The organism is Pseudomonas sp. LB3P93 (assembly GCF_054898025.1).
In genome coordinates, this window is the sequence record NZ_CM142713.1 from 366666 (window position 1) to 382236 (window position 15571).

The window sequence follows — 15571 nt, forward strand, 5'->3', positions numbered from 1 at the left end:
GCGAGGGAGCTTGCTCCCGTTCGGCTGCGAAGCAGTCGTAAATCCGGACGTCGCGGTTTGTCTGGCATACCGCGATGGCCGGATTGGGAGCGCTTCGCACTCCAGCGGGAGCAAGCTCCCTCGCCACAAAAGCAGGTTGTTTTCAGGAAATCAGCGGTTCTGGCGTTGTTGTAACAACAGGTTGCTGAAGCCGGCGCCGGACAGTTGTTTCTGCGCCGTGGTCAGCTGTTCGCGGTTGCTGAACGGTCCGACCAACACCCGATACCAGGTTTCGTCCTTCACCGTCCCGGATTCAACCGCCACGGCCTGACCCAGCAGAATGATCTGCGCCCGAACCTTGTCCGCGTCAGCCTCCTTGCGGAACGAACCGGCCTGGAGGAAGAACTTGGTCACCGGTGCCGCTTTGGAGACCGGTGGCGCGGGTGGCGGAGTAATCCCGGCCAGTGCGGCCTGAGCGCGCGCGGTGTCGATCTTTGCCGCTTGCTCCGGTGTTACCGGCGTGGTCGGAATGGCCGGCACTTGCGGCGTCGGCAGGGTTTTCTCCGGCACGGCATCCGGCGGCACGATGACTTCCGATTCCGGCAACAAGGTGTAGAAGTCGTACTTCGGCTTCACCGGTTGCGTCGGGCTCGGCGGAGTCTTGTTGGCCTCGGCGATCTTGGTGGCTTTCTGCTGCTCGATCTTCTCGCGCTTGACGCTCTCGCTGCCTTTGCCCGGCTCCAGTTTCATCAGGAACACAATGAACGCGCCGACCGTCAGGCCGATCGCCATCCACAGCCAACCCGGGATCGGTTGCTTTGCAGGAGCTTGGTAACGGCTGGCGCCACGCTTGGGTGCAGGTTTTTTCTTGGCAGCCAACTTACATACGCTCCAGAGTTTCCAGACCCAAGAGTTCCAGGCCTTGCTTGAGAGTGCGGCCGGTCAGCGCGGCGAGGCGCAGACGGCTCTGCATTTGCGCCGGGGTGTCGGCACTGAGGATCGGGCAGTTCTCGTAGAAGCTGGAGAACAGGCCGGCGACATCGTACAGATAGGTGCACAGGATGTGCGGCGTGCCTTTGTCGCAAACGTTATTCAGCACTTCGCTGAACTGCGCCAGTTTTGCGGCCAGTTCGTGTTCGTGCGCGGCTTCGAGAACGATCTGGCCTTCGACTTCGCTGAAGTCCTTGCCGAGTTTGCGGAACACGCCGGCCACGCGGGTGTAGGCGTACAGCAGGTACGGCGCGGTGTTGCCTTCGAAGTTCAGCATCTGGTCGAAGTTGAAGCTGTAGTCGCTGGTACGGTGCTTGGACAGGTCGGCGTATTTCACCGCGCCAATGCCCACGACTTTGGCGATGTTGCGCAATTCGTCTTCGGCCAGCTCAGGGTTCTTGTCCTTCACCAGGGTGTAGGCGCGTTCCTGGGCTTCGGTCAGCAGGTCGATCAGCTTCACGGTGCCGCCATCACGGGTTTTGAACGGACGGCCGTCGGCGCCGTTCATGGTGCCGAAGCCCATGTGCTCCATTTCCATCGGGTGCGTCACGAAGCCGGCCTTGCGGGCGACCGCGAACACTTGCTGGAAGTGCAATGCCTGACGCTGGTCGACGAAGTACAGCGCACGATCAGCCTTCAACTTGCCGCTGCGATAACGCACGGCGGCCAGGTCGGTGGTGGCGTAGAGGTAGCCGCCATCGGCCTTGACGATGATCACCGGCAGCGGGTCGCCGTCGGCGTTCTTGAATTCGTCGAGGAACACGCACTGCGCGCCATTACTCTCGACCAGCATGCCCGCAGCCTTGAGGTCGTTGACCACGTTGATCAGGTCGTCGTTGTAGGCGCTTTCGCCCATCACGTCGGCCATGGTCAGTTTGACGTTCAGCAGTTCGTAGATTTTCTGGCAATGCGACAGCGAAATGTCTTTGAACTTGGTCCACAGCATTAGGCAGTCCGGGTCGCCGGCTTGCAGCTTGACCACCAGGCCACGGGCGCGATCGGCGAACTCTTCGGATTCGTCGAAGCGTTTCTTGGCGGCGCGGTAGAAGTTTTCCAGGTCCGACAGCTCGTCGCTGGTGATCGGGTTTTCCTGCAGATAGGCCATCAGCATGCCGAACTGGGTGCCCCAGTCGCCGACGTGGTTCTGACGGACGACGTCGTCGCCGAGGAACTCCAGAACGCGTGCCACGCCATCGCCGATGATGGTCGAACGCAAGTGGCCGACGTGCATCTCTTTGGCCAGGTTCGGGGCCGACAGGTCGACCACCGTGCGCTGTACCGGGCCGGCCTTGCGCACGCCGATGTGCTCATCGGCCAGTGCGGCGTCCAGACGAGAGGCCAGGGCGTCAGTGTTCTGGAAGAAGTTCAGGAATCCCGGACCGGCGATTTCGGTCTTGGTGACGTTTTCGTCAGCCGGCAGCGCAGCAATGATTTTTTCCGCCAGATCGCGCGGCTTCATGCCGGCCGGTTTGGCCAGCATCATGGCGATGTTGCTGGCGAAGTCGCCGTTCTTCTTGTCACGGGAGTTTTCCACCTGGATCGCCGGCGACAGGCCTTCAGGCAACACACCTTCGTTGACGAGTTGGGTGATGGCTTGTTGGATCAGCTGGCGAATGGTGTCTTTCATGGTGTTCTCTTTCGACCGCAAGCGCGGCGGCGCCTGGATGCGCTAGTGGAAAAACTGGGCATTATCCGTTGCGAAGACGGGCTTGCCAACTATAGCGGGCAGGTTATGGATATGTGGTGACAAATCAACCGTAATCGCGGGCAAGCCCGCTCCCACAAGGATCTCCATTGTTTACTGTTTCAGTGCCACGCATCAGGCCCTGTGGGAGCGGGCTTGCCCGCGATGGCGATCTTGAAATTCAGTACAAGTCGACAGGATCGACATCAAGGGACCAACGCACCGCCCGCCCACTAGGCATCTGCTCCAGCGCCAGCAACCAACTACTCAACAGCCGATGCAACGGCGCCCGGGCCGTGGCCTGCAACAACAACTGCGCACGGTAACGTCCCGCGCGACGCTCCATCGGCGCTGGCACTGGTCCAAGCAACTCAATCCCGGTCAGATTCTGCTCAGCCAGCAAACGCTCGGCCTCGCTGCACGCCTCATCGAGAAAACCTTCGGCCTGTCCCGGTTTGTGCGCTTCGGCCCGCAGCAGCGCCAAGTGCGCAAACGGCGGCAAACCGGCCGAGCGTCGCTCGCTCAGCGCCTGCTCGGCAAAGGCGAAATAGCCTTGTTCGGTCAGTTGCACCAGCAGCGGATGGTCCGCCAGATGGGTCTGGATAATCACCTTGCCCGGCTCTTCAGCCCGGCCCGCCCGCCCGGCGACCTGGACGATCAGTTGCGCCATGCGCTCGCTGGCGCGGAAGTCGCCGGAGAACAGCCCGCCATCGGCATCGAGGATCGACACCAGCGTCACCCGTGGAAAGTGGTGCCCTTTGGCGAGCATTTGCGTGCCGACCAGAATGCACGGCTGGCCTTTCTGGATGGTGGCGAACAGCTGATTCATCGCGTCTTTGCGCGACGTGCTGTCGCGGTCGACCCGCAGCACCGGGACGTCCGGGAACAGAATCGCCAAGCGTTCTTCCGCGCGTTCGGTGCCGGCACCCACCGGCCGCAAATCGACCTTGCCGCATTTAGGGCAGTGCCGAGGCACGCGCTCGACGTAGCCGCAATGGTGGCAGCGCAGCTCGCCGGAGCGCTGGTGCACGGTCATTCTTGCATCGCAGCGCTGACACTCGGACATCCAGCCGCAGTCGTGGCACAGCAGCGTCGGCGCAAACCCGCGACGATTGAGAAAAACCAACACCTGCTGACCGGCCGCCAGGGTCTGGCCGATCGCTTGCTGCATCGGTCCGGAAATACCGCTGTCCAGCGGACGACTTTTCACATCCAGGCGCAGGAATCGCGGTTGTTTGGCGCCACCAGCGCGCTCGTTCAGGCGTAGGAGGCCGTACCGTCCGGTGTAGGCGTTTTGCAGGCTTTCCAGCGAAGGCGTGGCGGAGCCGAGGACAATCGGGATGTTTTCCTGCCGCGCGCGCACCAACGCCAGATCTCGGGCGTGATAGCGCAAACCTTCCTGCTGTTTATACGAGCCGTCGTGCTCTTCGTCGATGATGATCAAACCGGGGTTTTTCATCGGCGTGAACAGCGCCGAACGGGTGCCGATAATGATGTCGGCGTCACCGTCCCGGGCGGCGAGCCAGGCTTCGAGGCGCTCGCGATCATTGACCGCCGAGTGAATCAGGGCGATGCGCGCATTGAAACGCTGCTCGAAGCGCGCCAGGGTTTGCGGGCCGAGGTTGATCTCCGGGATCAACACCAGCGCTTGCTTGCCGGCTTCGAGGGTTTCGCGGATCAGCTGCAAATACACTTCGGTCTTGCCGCTGCCTGTGACACCGGCCAGCAGGAACGCGTGATAACTGTCGAACCCCGCGCGGATCGCTTCATACGCCGCGCGCTGCTCGGGGTTGAGCGGCAACTCCGGTTGCGCCAGCCAGTGTTCGTGACGGGCGCCGGGGGCGTGCTTGCGGATTTCCACCTGCACCAGATCCTTGGCCAGCAACAAGTCGAGGCTGTCTTTGCTCAACATTAGTTTGCTCAGCAACTGATGAGCGACGCCGTGAGGGTGCTGGGCCAATGTCGCCAAGGCTTCGCGCTGACGCGGTGCACGGGCGATGCGCGGGTCATCAAGGCTGGCGCCGGGCGCGGCGGACCAGAAGCGTTCCTGGCGCGCCTCGGCCAGTTCGCCTTGGCGCAACAACACCGGCAGCGCCCAGCTCAAGGTGTCGCCGAGGCTGTGCTGGTAATACTGCGAGGTCCACAGGCACAGCTTGAACAGTGCCGGAGGCAACGGTGGCGTGGCGTCGAGCAACGCCAGGGCCGGTTTGAGCTTTTCTACCGGCACTTCGCTGGTGTCGGTGACCTCCACCAGAATCCCGATCATCTCCCGCCGGCCGAACGGCACCCGCAGGCGCATGCCCGGTTGCAACTGGGCGCGCAGAACGCCGGCCGGGGCACGGTAATCGAACAGGCGGCGCAGCGGCGAAGGCAGGGCGAGGCGCAAAATGGCGTCGGGCACGCGGGGGATTCTCTTTGGGCGTGGCAGTAAATGAAGGCTGAACGCATAACCTGTGGAGCAGGCGCGCTCCCACAGGGACGGCGCTTTGGGTCGGGAGCCTAGCAGACGGTCGGTAGAAGCGACAGCTTGCGCGATTGTCAATGTCTGATAGAATCCGCGGCCTAATTACGTGCGGTATTCAACAATAGTGTTGGGTGGCGGCACGCAGCCCGAGGAAGACACCATGAAAGCTGATATCCATCCAGATTATCCAGTCATTGCTGTTACTTGCAGCTGTGGCAACAAGTTCGAAACTCGTTCGACCTTCGGCAAAGCTCTGCCGATCGACGTTTGCAACGAGTGCCACCCGTTCTACACCGGTAAGCAGAAGACTCTGGACACTGGCGGCCGCGTTCAGCGCTTCGCAGACCGTTTCGGTGCTTTCGGCAAGAAACCTGCTGCAGCAGAGTAAGGTTCGAAGGCCTCATGGGCTTTACCTTGCGAATGAAAAAGGCGTCCCTTGCGGGCGCCTTTTTTGTGTCCGCGATTTGGTTGTCCGGTGCCCAGGCCTTCTGCCCGGCTCCGAGCGGTCTTACGCCCGTCGTGGTGCAACGCGTGGTGGATGGCGACACCTTGCGCCTGAGCGATGGCCGCAGTGTGCGCATGATCGGCTTGAATACGCCTGAACTGGGCAAGCAGGGCCGTTCCGACGAGCCGTTTGCCGTGATCGCGCGCAAACGCCTGGAAGCGCTGGTGGCGGCCAGCGACGGGCGCGTGAGTTTGCTGTCGGGCAAAGAGGGCGAGGATCATTACGGTCGCACGCTGGCCCATGTCTACGGTGCTGATGGTGCCAACTTCGAAGCGCAGATGCTCGCCGAGGGCCTCGGTTTTCAAGTGGCGGTCGCGCCGAATGTCGATTTGGTCGGCTGCCAGCAAGCCGCCGAACGCAGCGCGCGTCAGGCTGGCCTTGGCGTGTGGCGGCAATCACCTGTACTGAAAGCGGATCAGATCAGCGCTTCCGGTTTTGCCGTGCTCAGCGGTCGTGTGAGCAAGGTTCAGCGCAATCGCGGCGGAGTTTGGATTGAGTTGCAGGACTCGGTTGTATTGCGTGTTGCACCCAACTTGCTCGGGCAATTCGATGTGGCATCGCTCGAACGGCTGAAGGACAAGCAGATCGAGGCGCGTGGCTGGGTGGTGGATCGTTCGCGCCGTGGTGGTTTGAAATCCGGGCAAGCGCGCTGGCTTCTGCCGCTGACCGATCCGACGATGCTGCAAGTGGTGCGTTAAGAAAAAATTGTAGACATTTTTTCTGTTGATTGTGAACAGTCTATCCCTTGTGTTCCGTGGCTCTTGGCCCAAAGTCGTAGGGCAGGGCGCTTGACAGGGGTGACTGGTCAGTCTTGTGGGGACTTTGCGACACGCGTATCCTCGGCGGTCCGTCTGTCCAACAGTAAAAGCGGAATGCCCACATGTCTGATTTGAAAACTGCCGCTCTCGAATATCACGCCCATCCTCGTCCAGGGAAGCTGAGTGTCGAGCTCACCAAGGCCACCGCTACCGCCCGCGATCTGTCGCTGGCCTACAGCCCCGGCGTAGCCGAACCAGTACGCGAAATCGCCCGCGATCCTGAACTGGCCTACAAATACACCGGCAAAGGCAACCTGGTTGCAGTCATTTCCGATGGCACCGCGATTCTCGGCCTGGGTAACCTCGGCCCATTGGCTTCCAAGCCAGTCATGGAAGGTAAAGGCGTGCTGTTCAAGCGCTTCGCCGGCATCGACGTTTTCGACATCGAAGTCGACTCCGAAAGCCCGCAAGCCTTCATCGACACCGTCAAGCGTATCTCCATCACCTTCGGTGGCATCAACCTGGAAGACATCAAGGCACCTGAGTGCTTTGAGATCGAACGCGCTCTGATCGAACAGTGCGACATTCCAGTGTTCCACGATGACCAGCACGGCACCGCAATCGTTACCGCGGCCGGCATGATCAATGCCCTGGAAATCGCTGGCAAAACCCTGGCTGACGCCAAGATCGTCTGCCTGGGTGCCGGTGCGGCCGCCATCTCCTGCATGAAGTTGCTGGTGAGCATGGGCGCCAGCATTGAAAACATCTTCATGGTTGACCGTACCGGCGTGATCCACTCCGGCCGTGACGACCTGAACCAGTACAAAGCGGTATTCGCTCACACCACCGAAAAACGCACCCTGGCTGACGCCCTGCAAGGCGCTGACGTGTTCGTGGGTCTGTCCGGCCCGAACCTGCTGAGCGCTGAAGGCCTGCTGTCGATGGCGCCTAACCCGATCGTGTTCGCGTGCTCGAACCCGGATCCGGAAATCTCCCCGGAACTGGCGCACGCCACCCGTGACGACGTGATCATGGCGACCGGCCGTTCGGATTACCCGAACCAGGTCAACAACGTGCTGGGCTTCCCGTTCATCTTCCGTGGTGCCCTGGACGTTCGCGCCAAGCGCATCAACGAAGAAATGAAAGTGGCTGCTGCCAACGCCCTGCGTGAACTGGCCAAACTGCCAGTGCCTCAGGAAGTGTGCGACGCCTACGGCGGCATCAAGTTGGAATTCGGTCGTGAGTACATCATTCCGAAGCCAATGGACAAGCGTCTGATCACCCTGATCTCCGATGCCGTGGCCAAGGCCGCCATCGAGACCGGTGTAGCGACCCTGCCGTATCCTAAGAACTACCCGCTGAAAAGCGTGGATGACGTGTTCAACGGCTAAGCCGTTGTAGCGCTTCAACAGAAAGCCCCGGCTCGTATGAGTCGGGGCTTTTTTTTGTCTGTGGTTTTTGTGGTGTCTGTGAGGGACTCTTCGCGGGCAAGCCCGCTCCCACAAGGTTCGGCGGCGTACGCAAGTTGTGAGTACACCAGCACCCATTGTGGGAGCGGGCTTGCCCGCGAAGAGGCCTTCCTGGGCAACACAAAACCTGCAGGCAATAAAAAGCCCCGCTCTTCTTCGAAGGCGGGGCTTTTTGGTGTGGCTATGCGATCAGAACAAATCGATCGGCGCCGCTTCATCCGCTGGCAGCGGGCTGCCCGGCGCATTGCCGTTACCCAACTCATTCACCGACGGTGGCGTGTCTTCGGCCTTGAACAACTCGAAGTACGCGCCTGGCGTGCCTGGGCTGGCCGCACGGCCGCTGACCGGGTCAACCCGCAGGCTGAGGATACCTTCCGGCTCTGCCTGGGTGTGAGGCGGCTTGTCTTTAAGGGCGGCAGCCATGTAGTTCATCCAGATCGGCAGCGCAACGGTGCCGCCGAACTCGCGTTTGCCCAGGCTTTCAGGCTGATCGAAACCCGTCCAGACGGTGGTCACGTAATCGGCGTTGTAGCCGGAGAACCAGGCGTCCTTGGATTCGTTGGTGGTACCGGTCTTGCCCGCAATGTCGCTGCGACCCAAGGCCAGTGCACGGCGGCCGGTGCCGAGTTTGATCACGTCTTCGAGCATACTGTTGAGGATGAAAGTAGTGCGACCGTCGACGATGCGTTCGGCTACGGCTGGCGTTTGCGGCGCGGCGCCTGGTGCGGCCGGAGCCTCGCCTGGGGTCTCGTTGACCGTGAACGCCTGGGCATCGGCCGGTGCGGCGATGCCGCTGGCCGCAACGTCACCCTGAGGAACGCTCGGCGGGTTGGCGACGAACAGCGTGTCGCCATTACGGCTTTCGATCTTGTCGATGATGTACGGGCTGATCTTGTAGCCGCCGTTGGCGAATGTGCTCCAGCCGGTGGCGATTTCCATTGGCGTCAGGGTCGCGGTGCCCAGTGCCAGGGACAAGTTGCGCGGCAGGTCCTGCTTGTTGAAGCCGAACTTGCTGATGTAGTCGATGGTGCGATCGACGCCCAGCGCCTGCACCAGCCGGATCGACACCAGGTTGCGCGACTTGTACAGCCCTTCACGCAGACGGATCGGGCCGAGGAAAGTGTTGGTGTCGTTCTTCGGACGCCAGACCTTGTCCAGGTATTCATCGACGAACACGATCGGCGCATCGTTCACCAGGCTGGCGGCGGTGTAGCCGTTATCCAGCGCGGCGCTGTACACGAAGGGCTTGAAGCTCGAACCCGGCTGACGCTTGGCCTGCATGGCACGGTTGTAATTGCTCTGCTCGAAGGCAAAACCACCGACCAGCGAGCGAATGGCGCCGTTTTGCGGATCAAGGGACACCAGCGCGCCTTGCGCTTGCGGGATCTGGCTGAATTTCAGCGAATTGTCCGGTTGGCGCTGCACGCGAATCAGGTCGCCGACCTGGGCCACGTCCGAGGGCTGCTTCGGATTGGCGCCCATGCTGTTGGTGTTCAGGAATGGACGTGCCCATTTCATTGTGTCCCAAGCGATGTGTTCTTCGCCGGTGCGGGTGATCACTTGCAGGCCGTTCTTGTCGACCTGAGTGACGATGGCAGGCTCAAGACCGCTAATGGTTCGCTGTTTGGTCAGCTCGGTGGCCCAGGCCTCGCGAGTCTTGCCCGGCAGGCGTGATTCAGGACCGCGATAGCCGTGACGCTGATCGTAAGTCATCAAGCCTTCGTGGACCGCGGTGTTGGCCATTTCCTGAAGATTGCTCGGCACCGTCGTGGTCACGCGGAAACCTTCGGTGTAGGCATCGCTGCCATAGCGGCCGACCATTTCGGCACGGGCCATTTCGGCAATGTACGGCGCGTTCACTTCCGGCGTCGGCACGTGGTAGCTGGCGTTCAGCGGCTCGTTGATCGCGGTGGTGTAGTCGGCTTCGGTGATCTTGCCGAGCTTGTACATGCGCCCAAGGATCCAGTCGCGACGTTCCTTGCTGCGGGCCGGGTTGGCCAGCGGGTTGAAGCGCGAAGGGGCTTTTGGCAGGCCGGCGATCATCGCCATCTGCGCCAGGCTGACGTCACGAATCGATTTGCCGTAGTAGACCTGCGCGGCGGCTTCGATGCCGTAGGCGCGGTTACCCAGATAGATCTTGTTGACGTACAGCTCGAGGATCTCGTCCTTGGTCAGCTGCCGTTCGATCTGCAGGGCCAGGAGGATTTCGGTGGTTTTGCGCGAGAAACTGCGTTCGCTGGTCAGGAAGAAGTTTTTCGCCACCTGCATGGTGATGGTGCTGCCGCCGGATTGGATGTGTCCGCTTTTTACCAGCTGGGTTGCTGCGCGCATCAGGCTGCTGGGATCGACGCCGTAGTGATTGGCGAAATTGTCGTCTTCAGCACTTAGTAACGCATTGATGAAATTGGGGGGAATGTCGGCGAAACGGATCGGTGTGCGGCGCATTTCGCCAAACTCTGCGATCAACTTGTTGTCGCTGCTGTACACCCGCAATGGAATCTGCAACTGGATGCTTCTCAGAGCCTCCACAGATGGCAATCCCGGACTAAGGTAAAGAAACGCGCCGCTCAGACCAAGGAGCAGTCCGCAGAAAACGGCGACGATGGACCAACCGAAAAATTTCAGCAGACGAATCAAGGCTTTGGGATATCCAGGGCAAAGAATGAATTAGGCAACAGGGTTCAGATAAACAGGGAACGACCCGCGCTTGAAGTAAAAACCGGAAAAAAACGCTGGGCATTATAAGCATTTTTACGTCGAGAGCGTCATTTGCGCTGCTGTCAAGACGGGTGGTTTGAACGCAACGGGTATTACAGAGTCCGTAAGACACGGATAGTCATAGGGAATTGGTAGTGCTAGGACTCTTCAATAAAAAGGCCAACACGCTTTTGGGGATCGACATCAGCTCCACGTCGGTGAAGCTGCTTGAGCTCAGTCGCCAGGGCGACCGTTATCGGGTCGAGGCCTATGCGGTCGAACCCTTGCCCGCCAACGCGGTGGTCGAAAAAAATATCGCCGAGCTCGAAGGCGTGGGCCAGGCACTCTCTCGCGTGCTGCTCAAGGCCAAAACCAATCTCAGGAATGTCGCCGTGGCCGTCGCCGGTTCGGCAGTCATCACTAAAACCATCGAGATGGACGCCGGTCTTTCCGACGACGAGATGGAAAACCAGCTGAAGATCGAGGCCGATCAGTACATCCCCTACCCATTGGATGAAGTCGCCATCGACTTCGAAGTCCAGGGCGCGTCGGCGCGTAACCCCGAGCGGGTCAATGTGCTGCTGGCAGCCTGTCGCAAAGAAAACGTCGAGGTGCGTGAAGCCGCGTTGGCGCTCGCCGGCCTGACGGCGCGAGTGGTCGACGTCGAGGCCTACGCGCTGGAGCGATCGTTCAGCTTGCTGGCGGCTCAGCTGGCGGTCTCTCAGGAAGGGCTGACCGTGGCGGTGGTCGACATCGGCGCGACCATGACCACCCTTAGCGTGCTGTACAACGGGCGGATCATCTACACCCGAGAACAATTGTTCGGCGGTCGTCAGTTGACGGAGGAAATCCAGCGGCGTTATGGCCTGACTGTCGAGCAGGCGGGGCTGGCGAAGAAGCAGGGCGGACTGCCGGATGACTACGTCAGTGAAGTCTTGCAGCCTTTTCGCGATGCGCTGGTGCAGCAGGTTTCCCGGTCTTTGCAGTTCTTCTTTGCTTCCGGTCAGTACAACGCGGTCGATCACATCCTGCTGGCGGGTGGCACTGCGTCGGTCCCGGGGCTTGATCGCCTGATCGAACAGCGGTTGGGCACGCCGACCCAGGTGGCCAATCCATTCTCCGACATGGCATTGAGCAACAAGGTCAACGCCGGAGCCCTGGCAAGCGATGCACCAGCACTGATGATCGCCTGCGGGCTAGCTCTGCGGAGTTTCGACTGATGGCGCGGATCAATCTTCTACCCTGGCGCGAAGAGCTGCGCGAAGAGCGCCGTAAACGCTTTTTGCTGGCACTGGTCGGCGTGCTGGTGTGTTCGGTGGGCGCGATTTTTATCGCGGACCAGGTCATCAGCGGCGCCATTGACCGGCAGGTGGCTCGTAACGATTACATCGGCAAGCAGATTGACGTGGTCGACGAGCGCATCAAGCAGATCAGCGACCTGAAGGCCCGTCGCCAGCAGCTCGTCGAGCGCATGCGCATCATCCAGGACCTGCAAGGCAACCGTCCGATCAGCGGGCGGGTTTTCGACCAGCTGGCGCGCACTCTGCCGGACGGGGTGTATTTCACCGAAGTGAAAATGGCTGGCAAAACCCTGTCCATTACCGGCGCGGCGGAATCGAACAATCGTGTGTCGGACTTGATGCGCAATCTGGATGCGTCCGACTGGTTCGATGCGCCGAGCCTCACGGAAGTCAAAGCCACCACCGCCGGTCAGCTGGATCAGGCCAACGTCTTTCAGTTGACCGTCCGTCAGACTCAGCCCGCCGTTGTGGAGGCTGCCAAATGAGCCCCTCCGAATGGTTCGAAGGCCTGCGCAAGATCGACATCAACGATCTGGATACCAACAACATGGGTTCCTGGCCGCCGGCGATCAAGGCCCTGGCGGGAGTCTTGCTGATGGTGTTGGTGTTGACCCTCGGGTACACCTTTTACATCAGCGATCAGGAAGATCACCTCACACTCAAGCGTGAAGAGGAATCGACCCTCAAGGAGCAATTCGCGACCAAAGCTCGGATGGCGGCAAACCTGGAGCTGTACACCCAGCAGATGAAAGAGATGGAGAACTCTTTCGGTGTGCTGCTGCGCCAGTTGCCCAGCGACACTGAAGTGCCCGGACTGCTGGAAGACATCACCCGTACCGGCCTCGGTAGCGGGCTGGAGTTCGAAGAGATCAAGCTGCTGCCGGAGGTCACCCAGCAGTTCTACATCGAACTGCCGATCCAGATCACCGTGACCGGCGCCTATCACGACCTGGCGACCTTCGTCAGTGGCGTGGCCGGGTTGCCGCGGATCGTTACGCTGCACGATTTCGACCTCGCGCCGGCCGACCCTGAAGGTGGTCCGAAACTGCGCATGAGCATTCTGGCCAAGACCTACCGCTACAACGACAAGGGGATGCAGAAATGACCCCGATTCGTTGCTTTTCGATGGTGGTGGTGTTCGCCGGCCTGGCCGGTTGTGGCAACGGCAATGACGTCAGTGACCTCGATGCCTACATGAACGAAGTGCGCCTGCGGCCACCCGGCAAGATTGAACCAACGCCGACATTCCGGTCTTACCCAACGTTCACCTACAACGCTGCCAACCTGCGCAGCCCGTTTTCCCGGCAGGTCAGGGTCGATCTGGCGGGGCAAAAGCACGGCTCGCGCAATGTCAAACCCGACCCCAACCGAGCCAAGCAGTACCTCGAAGGTTTTAACATCGAGCAGTTTGAAATGGTCGGCACGATCTCCAATGCGACTGGCTCCTTTGCGCTGTTGCGCGGAGCAGGCGGAGTGCATCGGCTGAAAGTCGGCGATTACCTGGGGCGTAACGATGGGCGGATCGTCGCCATCAACGGCTCGCAAGTCGATGTGGTCGAAATCGTTCCCGACGGCGAAGGTGCCTGGCTGGAACGGCCGCGGACCATCCCTTTGAAAGAGCACTCATAGTGGAACTCGAATAATGAACAGGATTTTCTCAACCCTCGGTATCTCGCTATGGATAGCGTTGCTGTCGCCGATGGTACAAGCGGCCAACCTCAACGCGCTGGATGTCGCCGCGCTGCCGGGTGATCGTGTCGAGTTGAAGTTATCTTTCGATGGCCCGCCACCGCAGCCCCACGGTTACACGACCGAGTCGCCCGCACGCATTGCGCTGGATCTGCCCGGTGTGGTCACCAAGCTGGCGAGCAAGAGTCGCGATCTGGGCGGCGGCAATGCCCGCAGCGCTACGGTTGTGGAAGCCAAGGACCGTACGCGGCTGATCATCAATCTGACGCAGCTGACCCCGTACAGCGCGCGAGTCGAGGGCAACAACCTGATCGTGGTGGTCGGGGAGGGGGTCAATAACAAGGCATCCCGCCCGCCCACCAGTGCACCTCGCGCCGCGACTGCAACGCCCGCCCCGGCGAAAACCTACGCACCTGTAGGCAAGGCCATCCGCGGTGTGGATTTCCAGCGTGGTACGCAGGGTGAAGGCAATGTGGTGATTGATCTGTCGGATCCGTCCATCGCCCCGGACATTCAGGAGCGCGACGGCAAGATCATCCTCGGTTTCGCCAAAACGCAGTTGCCTGAGCCGTTGCGAGTACGTCTGGACGTCAAGGATTTCGCCACTCCGGTGCAGTTCGTCAACGCCAGCGCCACGGGCGATCGGGCCACGATCAGCATCGAACCCAGCGGCGCCTTCGATTATTCGACGTACCAGACCGACAACAAGCTGACTGTCAGCATCCGGCCAATGACTGTTGACGACCTGCAAAAGCGCAATGCCGAGCGTTTTGCCTACACCGGTGAAAAGCTCTCGCTGAATTTCCAGGACATTGATGTGCGCTCGGTGCTGCAACTGATCGCCGATTTCACCAACCTCAATCTGGTGGCCAGCGACACGGTGCAGGGCGGTATCACGCTGCGTTTGCAGAACGTGCCGTGGGACCAGGCGCTGGACCTGGTGCTTAAAACCAAAGGTCTGGACAAGCGCAAGATCGGTAACGTCTTGCTGGTGGCGCCGGCCGATGAAATCGCCGCACGCGAGCGCCAGGAACTGGAATCGCAGAAGCAGATCTCCGACCTCGCGCCCCTGCGTCGGGAACTGCTGCAGGTCAACTACGCCAAGGCTGCCGACATCGCCAAGCTGTTCACGTCGGTGACCAGTGCCGAATCGAAAATCGACGAACGGGGTTCGATCACGGTTGATGAGCGGACCAACAACATCATTGCCTACCAGACCCAGGACCGGCTCGACGAACTTCGTCGCATCGTTGCGCAACTGGATATCCCGGTACGCCAGGTGATGATCGAGGCACGAATCGTCGAAGCCAACGTCGACTACGACAAAAGCCTCGGCGTGCGCTGGGGTGGTTCGGTGCAGAACAAGGGCAACTGGAACACGTCGGGGGTCAGCAATGGTTCGTCGACTACCATCGGCACCCCGGGCAGCACCAGCACTAACTCGCCGTTTGTCGATCTGGGCGCCGCGGGCAATACCTCGGGGATCGGCATCGCCTTCATCACCGATAACGTGCTGCTGGACCTGGAACTGACCGCGATGGAGAAGACCGGTAACGGCGAAATCGTCTCGCAACCCAAGGTGGTCACGTCCGACAAGGAAACCGCGAAAATCCTCAAGGGCACCGAGATTCCCTATCAGGAAGCCAGCTCCAGCGGTGCCACGTCGGTGTCGTTCAAGGAGGCGTCGCTGTCCCTTGAGGTCACGCCACAGATCACTCCGGACAACCGGATCATCATGGAGGTCAAGGTCACGAAGGACGAGCCGGACTACCTGAACAAGGTCCAGGATGTACCGCCGATCAAGAAAAACGAGGTCAATGCCAAGGTCCTGGTCAATGATGGCGAGACCATCGTGATAGGCGGGGTTTTCTCAAATACTCAAAGCAAGGTTGTAGATAAGGTGCCATTTCTCGGTGATGTGCCGTATCTTGGCCGCCTTTTCCGGCGTGACGTGGTTTCGGAGAAAAAATCCGAGCTGCTGGTATTTCTCACTCCGCGTATCATGAATAACCAGGCGATTGCTGTGAGTCATTGA

12 protein-coding genes are annotated in these 15571 nt (G+C 60.5%); 8 read left to right on the forward strand and 4 right to left on the reverse strand.

The features are described 5' to 3' along the window. Positions 1–150 precede the first annotated feature (150 nt). From ACYZT8_RS01660 to ACYZT8_RS01670, 3 genes are all read right to left on the reverse strand, one after another. Positions 151–858, reverse strand: a complete 708-nt coding sequence (locus ACYZT8_RS01660; RefSeq protein ID WP_010464446.1) for an SPOR domain-containing protein — start codon at positions 856–858, stop codon at positions 151–153. Between the two features lies 1 nt (position 859). Continuing rightward, positions 860–2596, reverse strand: coding sequence for an arginine--tRNA ligase (gene argS / locus ACYZT8_RS01665; protein ID WP_461978704.1), 1737 nt, complete (start codon positions 2594–2596; stop codon positions 860–862). 238 nt (positions 2597–2834) lie between these two features. Continuing rightward, a complete protein-coding gene (locus ACYZT8_RS01670) occupies positions 2835–5054 on the reverse strand; it encodes a primosomal protein N' (protein WP_461978706.1) in 2220 nt (739 codons plus the stop codon). A 223-nt stretch (positions 5055–5277) separates the two neighbouring features. Between ACYZT8_RS01670 and rpmE the strand changes: the two genes are divergently transcribed. The 3 genes from rpmE (at position 5278) to ACYZT8_RS01685 (ending at position 7771) form a co-directional block, all read left to right on the forward strand. Then, positions 5278–5505, forward strand: coding sequence for a 50S ribosomal protein L31 (rpmE, locus tag ACYZT8_RS01675; RefSeq protein WP_461956784.1), 228 nt, complete (start codon positions 5278–5280; stop codon positions 5503–5505). A 14-nt stretch (positions 5506–5519) separates the two neighbouring features. After that, positions 5520–6320, forward strand: coding sequence for a thermonuclease family protein (locus tag ACYZT8_RS01680; RefSeq protein ID WP_461978708.1), 801 nt, complete (start codon positions 5520–5522; stop codon positions 6318–6320). 182 nt (positions 6321–6502) lie between these two features. Then, positions 6503–7771 carry a malic enzyme-like NAD(P)-binding protein gene (locus ACYZT8_RS01685; protein WP_461978710.1) on the forward strand — a complete coding sequence of 423 codons (1269 nt, stop codon included), beginning with the start codon at positions 6503–6505 and terminating at the stop codon, positions 7769–7771. A gap of 267 nt (positions 7772–8038) precedes the next feature. On the opposite strand, the gene ACYZT8_RS01690 is transcribed toward ACYZT8_RS01685, so the two are convergent. Then, complete coding sequence (locus ACYZT8_RS01690) at positions 8039–10486, reverse strand: penicillin-binding protein 1A (protein ID WP_461978711.1); 2448 nt, start codon at positions 10484–10486, stop codon at positions 8039–8041. A 215-nt stretch (positions 10487–10701) separates the two neighbouring features. On the opposite strand from ACYZT8_RS01690, the gene ACYZT8_RS01695 reads away from it, so the two are divergent. The 5 genes from ACYZT8_RS01695 to pilQ are packed head-to-tail and all read left to right on the forward strand — an operon-like array spanning position 10702 to position 15571. Then, positions 10702–11766: a pilus assembly protein PilM gene (locus ACYZT8_RS01695; RefSeq protein WP_461978713.1), complete on the forward strand. Its 1065-nt coding sequence runs from the start codon at positions 10702–10704 to the stop codon at positions 11764–11766. After that, entirely contained in the window at positions 11766–12332 is a 567-nt protein-coding gene (locus tag ACYZT8_RS01700) for a PilN domain-containing protein (protein ID WP_461978715.1), read from the forward strand. Before ACYZT8_RS01695 ends, ACYZT8_RS01700 begins: the two co-directional genes overlap by 1 nt. Further along, positions 12329–12952, forward strand: coding sequence for a type 4a pilus biogenesis protein PilO (pilO, locus tag ACYZT8_RS01705; protein ID WP_461978716.1), 624 nt, complete (start codon positions 12329–12331; stop codon positions 12950–12952). Before ACYZT8_RS01700 ends, pilO begins: the two co-directional genes overlap by 4 nt. Further along, on the forward strand, positions 12949–13476 hold the full coding sequence (locus ACYZT8_RS01710; protein WP_461978718.1) for a pilus assembly protein PilP: 528 nt from the start codon (positions 12949–12951) through the stop codon (positions 13474–13476). Before pilO ends, ACYZT8_RS01710 begins: the two co-directional genes overlap by 4 nt. A 13-nt stretch (positions 13477–13489) precedes the next feature. After that, positions 13490–15571, forward strand: coding sequence for a type IV pilus secretin PilQ (gene pilQ / locus ACYZT8_RS01715; protein WP_461978720.1), 2082 nt, complete (start codon positions 13490–13492; stop codon positions 15569–15571).

Bases quoted from the DNA above. Each gene is read 5' to 3' on its own strand.
- argS (WP_461978704.1), bottom strand. From the start codon at position 2,596: ATGAAAGACACCATTCGCCAGCTGATCCAACAAGCCATCACCCAACTC.
- rpmE (WP_461956784.1), top strand. From the start codon at position 5,278: ATGAAAGCTGATATCCATCCAGATTATCCAGTCATTGCTGTTACTTGC.
- ACYZT8_RS01680 (WP_461978708.1), top strand. From the start codon at position 5,520: ATGGGCTTTACCTTGCGAATGAAAAAGGCGTCCCTTGCGGGCGCCTTT.
- ACYZT8_RS01685 (WP_461978710.1), top strand. From the start codon at position 6,503: ATGTCTGATTTGAAAACTGCCGCTCTCGAATATCACGCCCATCCTCGT.
- ACYZT8_RS01700 (WP_461978715.1), top strand. From the start codon at position 11,766: ATGGCGCGGATCAATCTTCTACCCTGGCGCGAAGAGCTGCGCGAAGAG.
- pilO (WP_461978716.1), top strand. From the start codon at position 12,329: ATGAGCCCCTCCGAATGGTTCGAAGGCCTGCGCAAGATCGACATCAAC.
- ACYZT8_RS01710 (WP_461978718.1), top strand. From the start codon at position 12,949: ATGACCCCGATTCGTTGCTTTTCGATGGTGGTGGTGTTCGCCGGCCTG.
- pilQ (WP_461978720.1), top strand. From the start codon at position 13,490: ATGAACAGGATTTTCTCAACCCTCGGTATCTCGCTATGGATAGCGTTG.